The organism is Streptomyces sp. NPDC046308, assembly GCF_055588065.1.
Genome location: NZ_JBVJFB010000003.1, coordinates 576,842 through 582,920 on the forward strand (window position 1 = coordinate 576,842; position 6,079 = coordinate 582,920).

Annotated in this window: 5 protein-coding genes; 1 reads left to right on the forward strand and 4 read right to left on the reverse strand. The window is 73.7% G+C overall.

The features are described from left to right. The first annotated feature begins 155 nt into the window (after positions 1 to 155). Positions 156 to 1,769, forward strand: coding sequence for an alpha/beta hydrolase (locus tag ACZ6JT_RS16415; protein WP_469210392.1), 1,614 nt, complete (start codon positions 156 to 158; stop codon positions 1,767 to 1,769). A gap of 88 nt (positions 1,770 to 1,857) precedes the next feature. On the opposite strand, the gene moeZ is transcribed toward ACZ6JT_RS16415, so the two are convergent. The 4 genes from moeZ to ACZ6JT_RS16435 form a co-directional block, all read right to left on the reverse strand. After that, positions 1,858 to 3,036, reverse strand: a complete 1,179-nt coding sequence (moeZ, locus tag ACZ6JT_RS16420; protein ID WP_469210394.1) for an adenylyltransferase/sulfurtransferase MoeZ — start codon at positions 3,034 to 3,036, stop codon at positions 1,858 to 1,860. A 63-nt stretch (positions 3,037 to 3,099) separates the two neighbouring features. Next, entirely contained in the window at positions 3,100 to 3,855 is a 756-nt protein-coding gene (locus ACZ6JT_RS16425; protein ID WP_469210396.1) for a spherulation-specific family 4 protein, read from the reverse strand. Continuing rightward, positions 3,843 to 4,853, reverse strand: coding sequence for an NAD-dependent epimerase/dehydratase (locus ACZ6JT_RS16430; RefSeq protein WP_469210398.1), 1,011 nt, complete (start codon positions 4,851 to 4,853; stop codon positions 3,843 to 3,845). The genes ACZ6JT_RS16425 and ACZ6JT_RS16430 overlap by 13 nt, the downstream gene beginning before the upstream one ends. 131 nt (positions 4,854 to 4,984) lie before the next feature. Further along, positions 4,985 to 5,800 (reverse strand): hypothetical protein, encoded by an 816-nt coding sequence (locus ACZ6JT_RS16435; protein WP_469210400.1) that lies wholly within the window; start codon positions 5,798 to 5,800, stop codon positions 4,985 to 4,987. Positions 5,801 to 6,079 lie beyond the last annotated feature (279 nt).

Here is a 6,079-nt window from a genome sequence, read left to right on the forward strand (position 1 = left end):
CGGCAGGTCAAAGACCGGGGCTCCGCCCCGAGCCCCGGTCCTCGAACGCCGGCGGGGCCGGGTTCGGCGCAGCCGCAGGGCGCGGCGGAGCGGCGGGGGAACCCGTTCGGGTCAGCGCGGGGGCGGGGGTGGCGGAGGGCGCACAGGATGGAGGCATGCCGAGAAACGCCTGGCGGGTCACCGCCGCCGCCGCACTCGCCGCCACCCTGCTCACCACGGCCGCGTGCTCCGACGACGGCGAAGGGAGTCGGCCCCAGGCCGACGGCACCAAGCCGGCCAAGCCCGCCAAGCCCCTGAAGTGGGGCGACTGCGAGGCCCCCACCCCGGCCCAGGGCAGCGGCCCGGTCCCGCCCAAGGACTGGCAGTGCGCCACGCTCGACGTCCCCCTCGACTACGCGGACCCGGGCGGCGAGACCATCCCGATCGCCCTGATCCGCGCCAAGGCCCGCGACGAGAAGAATCGTCTCGGCTCCCTGGTCTTCAACTTCGGCGGCCCCGGCGGCTCCGGCGTCGCCACCCTCCCGGGCGCCGCGAAGGAGTACGAGGCCCTGCGCGCCCGCTATGACCTGGTCAGCTTCGACCCGCGCGGGGTGGGCGCCAGCGCCCCCGTCCGCTGCGAGGACGACAAGCAGCTCGACGTGTACTACGCGCAGGACTCCTCGCCGGACACCCCGGAGGAGGAGAAGGCCTATGTCGACAACATCAGGAAGTACCAGCAGGCCTGCAAGAAGAACTCCGCCAGGCTCCTCCCCCACGTCGGCACCCCCGACGCCGCCCGCGACCTGGACCGCATCCGCCAGGCCCTCGGCGACGAGAAGCTGAACTACTTCGGTGTCTCCTACGGCACCGAGCTCGGCGGGGTCTACGCCCACCTCTTCCCCAAGAACGTCGGCCGGGCCGTCTTCGACGCCGTCGTGGACCCGACCAAGAACTCCGAGGAGGGGGCGATGGGCCAGGCCAAGGGCTTCCAGCTCGCTCTCGACAACTTCGCCCAGGACTGCGTGGACCGCGGCGACGAGTGCCGGCTCCAGGGCAGCACGCCCAAGGAGATCGAGGCCAACGTCATCAAACTCCAGAAGGAGCTGGCCGCGAAGCCCATCCCGGGCATCGGGGCCCGGAAGCTCACCGAGAGCGCCGCGACCAACGGCATCGCGCAGGCCCTGTACTCCAAGGAGCTGTGGCCGCTGCTGGAGCAGGGCCTCGACGAGGCGGAGGGCGGTCAGGGGCAGCTGCTGATGGCCTTGTCCGACGCGCTCAACGGCCGTGACCAGCAGGGGCGTTACAGCAACATCGGCGCCGCGAACACCGCCATCAACTGTGTGGACTCCAAGGACCGTTACACCCTGGAGCAGACCAAGGCCGGTCTGCCGGCGTTCCGTTCGGCCTCGCCCGTCTTCGGGGACTTCCTCGGCTGGGCGATGATGAGCTGCACCGGCTGGCCGGTGCCCGGCACCTGGGAGACCCCGGACGTGTCCGCCCCCGGCTCCGCCCCGATCCTGGTGATCGGCAACACCGGCGACCCGGCCACGCCGTACGAGGGCGCCCGCAAGATGGTGGAGCGGCTCGGCCCGGGCGTGGGTGTGGAGCTCACGTACAAGGGTGAGGGCCACGGCGCGTACAACAGCGGTGACGCCTGCGTGCAGGAGGCCGTGAACTCCTACCTGCTGGACGGGAAGGTGCCCGGCGCCAACACCGTCTGCACCCCGCCGCCGGACGCCTCCCAGCCCCCCGCGCAGCCTTCGGCCCCGACGGAACCCCTCGGAGCCTGACCCCGGCCCGCCGGACCGACGGCTTCACCGCAGGGCCACGAAGAAGGGGTGCCCCGTACGGGACACCCCTTCGTCAGACCGCCACGTCTCAGTAGACCGGCTTCTCGGGCTCGATCTGGTGGACCCAGCCGATGACGCCGCCGCCGACGTGCACCGCGTCCGCGAAGCCCGCGGACTTCAGGACCGCGAGGACTTCCGCACTGCGGACACCCGTCTTGCAGTGCAAGACGATGCGCTTGTCCTGCGGCAGGTCCTGCAGGGCCGTGCCCATCAGGAACTCGCCCTTGGGGATCAGCTTCGCGCCGGGGATCGAGACGATCTCGTACTCGTTGATCTCGCGGACGTCGATGATCTCGATGGCCTCGTCGTTGTCGATCCACTCCTTGAGCTGCTTGGGAGTGATCGTCGAACCGAGCGCGGCCTCCTGGGCCTCCTCCGACACGACGCCGCAGAAGGCCTCGTAGTCGATGAGTTCGGTGACGGTGGCGTTCGGACCGCAGACCGCGCAGTCGGGGTCCTTGCGGACCTTGACCTGGCGGTACTGCATCTCCAGGGCGTCGTAGATCATCAGACGGCCGACCAGCGGCTCGCCGACGCCCGTGAGGACCTTGATGGCCTCGGTGACCTGGATGGACCCGATGGACGCGCAGAGCACGCCCAGCACGCCGCCCTCGGCGCAGCTCGGGACCATGCCCGGCGGCGGGGGCTCCGGGTAGAGGCAGCGGTAGCACGGGCCGTGCTCGGACCAGAAGACCGAGGCCTGGCCGTCGAACCGGTAGATCGAGCCCCACACGTACGGCTTGTTCAGCAGGACGCAGGCGTCGTTGACCAGGTAGCGCGTGGCGAAGTTGTCCGTGCCGTCGACGATGAGGTCGTACTGGCTGAAGATCTCCATCACGTTCTCGGCTTCGAGCCGCTCTTCGTGCAGGACCACGTTCACGTACGGGTTGATGCCCAGCACGCTGTCGCGGGCCGACTCGGCCTTGGAACGGCCGATGTCCGCCTGGCTGTGGATGATCTGGCGCTGCAGGTTCGACTCGTCGACCTCGTCGAACTCCACGATGCCCAGGGTGCCGACGCCGGCCGCGGCCAGGTACATGAGGGCGGGCGAGCCGAGGCCGCCCGCGCCCACGGCCAGCACCTTGGCGTTCTTCAGGCGCTTCTGGCCGTCCATCCCGACATCGGGGATGATCAGGTGGCGGGAGTACCGACGGACCTCGTCAACGGTGAGCTCAGCAGCTGGCTCGACCAGGGGTGGCAGCGACACGGGGACTCCGTAGATGGTGACGTCTTAACGGTGGTTCTCTCCGTAACACTGCCACGCCCGTCTTCATTCCAAGACACCTGTCCCAATTCTTGAGACGATTTCGTCCCAGTAGCCGGGCATCGAGGCCCACGGGTCAGCGTCGTTGACAGCGCGCCGGTCCGTGAACCAGATGGTGCCCGCGCCCTGCCAGCGGGCGATCCGCATCGCCTCCTCCAGGTGCGTGCGCGGCACCCCGTGGACCAGGTGGCAGAACCGCTCCGCGGGATGGTCCGCGGTCCACTCCGCCACCTGCGACCAGCGGTAGTCGGCCCAGGGCCCGGAGAAGGTGACCAGCTGGTCGGCGGCCTCCGCGTAGCCCTCGTACGGGTGCGTCCCGTGCCCGAGCACGATCCGCAGGTCCTCCCCCAGACCGCGCAGGGTCTCGACGACCCGGCGCACCGGGGCCAGGTCCGCCTTGTCGGCCGGGGCCCCGGCGAGGTAGAAGCCGCCGACCCCGTACCAGTCGCGGAAGCGGTGGGCGTCGGAGACCAGCTCCCCGAACGACCGCGACCCGTCCCGCATCGCGAGATGGCCGAGGACCGTGCCGCCCGCGGCGCGCAGCTTCGCCGCCGCTTCCGTGCAGTGCGGGTCGGGCCGCCCGCCGGGGCCGTCCGTGACGTTGAGCACGGCCCAGTGCAGCGGGGTGCCGGGGCGGGTCAGCTCGGCCCACTCGACGGGGGCGAGCAGCGGGTGCGCGTAGCCGGGGATGCCGAGGCCGAGGCGGCCGGCCTCGGCCGCGGCGGCCGTCACCGGCCCCGGCGGCGTGGTCAGATGCGGCACGCCGCCTCCATCCAGATGTCCGCGAGGGATTCCTCCAGGTTGATGCGGGGCCGCCAGCCGAGCCGGTCGCGGGCGGTACGGACGTCCGCCTGCTGCCAGGCCCCGCAGCCGTCGGGGTACGGGTACGGCTGGGGGGCCGCGCCGGACAGCTGCTCCGCGGTGGCCTCGGAGCGGGGGGCTCCGATGGAGGCCAGCCCGCCCGGCCGGCCGGGGTGCGGGTGGCCCTGCTGGGCTCCGCCGTGCGGGACGTCCAGCTCGTGCAGGGCGCCCCCGTACCCGGCGACACGGGCCAGGACGGCGGCCGCGTCGCGCAGCCGGACCGCGCGGCCGGTGCCGATGTTGACGACGCCCTGGGCGGCCGACAGGGAGGCGGCGTGCACGGCCCGCGCCACGTCCCGTACGTCCACGAAGTCGCGCTGCACGCCGAGCCCGCTGAGCTTGAGCTCGCCGTCGCCCGACTGCATCGCGCGCCGCATGGCCTCGGCGAGCCGGCCGAGCGGGGATCCGGCGGGGGTGCCGGGGCCGACGGGCGAGAAGATCCGCAGGACGACGGCGTCCAGACCGGAGCCGAGCACGAGCTCGGTGGCGGCCAGTTTGCTGACGCCGTACGGCCCGCCGGGTCTCGGCACGGCGTCCTCGGCCGTGGAGGACCCTGGCTGACTGGGCCCGTACTCGGCGGCGCAGCCGAGCTGCACGAGCCGCGCCCCGCAGCCGCTGCGGCGCAGCGACTCGCAGATCGTGGCGACGGCGACGGTGTTGTGCCGGGTGAGTTCGCGGGCCCCGCCCCGGGTGGCGCCGGCGCAGTTGATGACGACGCCCGGGTGGACGGCGTCGAGGAAGCGCGTGAGCGCGCCGGGGCTGCCGGTGGCGAGGTCGAAACGGACGTCGGCGTCGTCGCCGCGGCCGAGCGCGGTGAGCTGGACGGCGGGGTCGGCGAGCAGTCGGTCGGCGACGTAGCGGCCGAGGTATCCGTTGGCTCCGATCAGCAGCACCCTCATCGCGTGACCCCTTGGTTGGTTGGCTGGCCGGTCATGTCTGTTTCTCCTTGCGGACGGGTGGGTGGATGGGGCGGGGTACGGGTACAGCGCCTCGGCGTCGGCTCCGAAGGTCGGTGGTCGTCCCTGCCCCGTCAGGGCCGCGCGTGCGCGGATGCACGGGACAGGGCGAGGACGGCGTGTACGAGGAGTCCGGCCGCGGCGGCGATCGCCGCCGCCGGGACCGGGATCAGGGCGAGGGCGAGGGCGGCGCCGACGGGGCCGCGGTGGGCTCCGTGCCGGAGCAGGAGCCTCGTCAGGAACAGCAGCAGGGCGAGCGGCACGGCCACCGGGAACGCGGCTCCGGCGAGCGCGGCCGCCCCCGCGGCGGCCGCGGTGAACACGGCGACGGCCGCGACGAGCAGCGGCCGGGCCCGGTCCGCGAAGTCCTCCAGGGCACGGCTCCCGCCGAGCCGGGCCCGGGCCCCCGCGGCGAACGCGACGGCGGCCAGGTGCCCGGGGGCGACGGCCAGCGCGAGGCCGATCGCGAGGGCGGTGCCGTGCCGGTGGGCGGCCCAGCCCACGAGGGCCGCGGCCAGCAGGTGCGCGGCGTACGGGAACCGGCCCCCGGCGGCCCGCCCCGGCCACACCAGGGCGGCGACGGTGACGGCCACGGCGACGGGCCCGGCCCACGCCGGCGCGACGGCGGCCGCGCCGAAGGCGAGGGCGCCGGGCAGCAGCGCGCAGCCGAAGCCCCGGAAGGCCGGGGCCCCTGCGGGGGCTCGGCCGGGCCGGGCGGCGGGGTGCTCCCCGCGCGGGCTCCGGGCGTACAGCTCCTCGGCGAGGGAGAAGACGTCGCGGTGGCGGAAGCGGGCGGCGGTGCGGTCGGTGATCCCGTGCGCCTCCAGGCCGGCGGCGATCTCCAGCGGGTCCACGGCCCGCTCGCACAGCTCCCGGTGCCGGTGCAGCAACGCCTTGACCGGATCCCCACCGGCCCGCCGCCGCCCGGGCCTCGCAGCCGCCTCGCCGCTTCCGGCCCTGCCGGCCGCAAACCCAACCTGGCCGCTCCCAGCCCCGCCCGAGGCAAAACCAGCCTCTCCGCTCCCAGCCGCGCCGGGGGCCAAACCAGCCTCGCCGGGGGTTTGGGGGGGGGGGGGGGGGGGGGGGGGGGAAGGGAGAGGGGGGGGGGGGGGGGGGGGGGGGGAGAGGAGAGGGCCAACCGCCGCTCAAAGGTGGAGGGGGAAGGACGT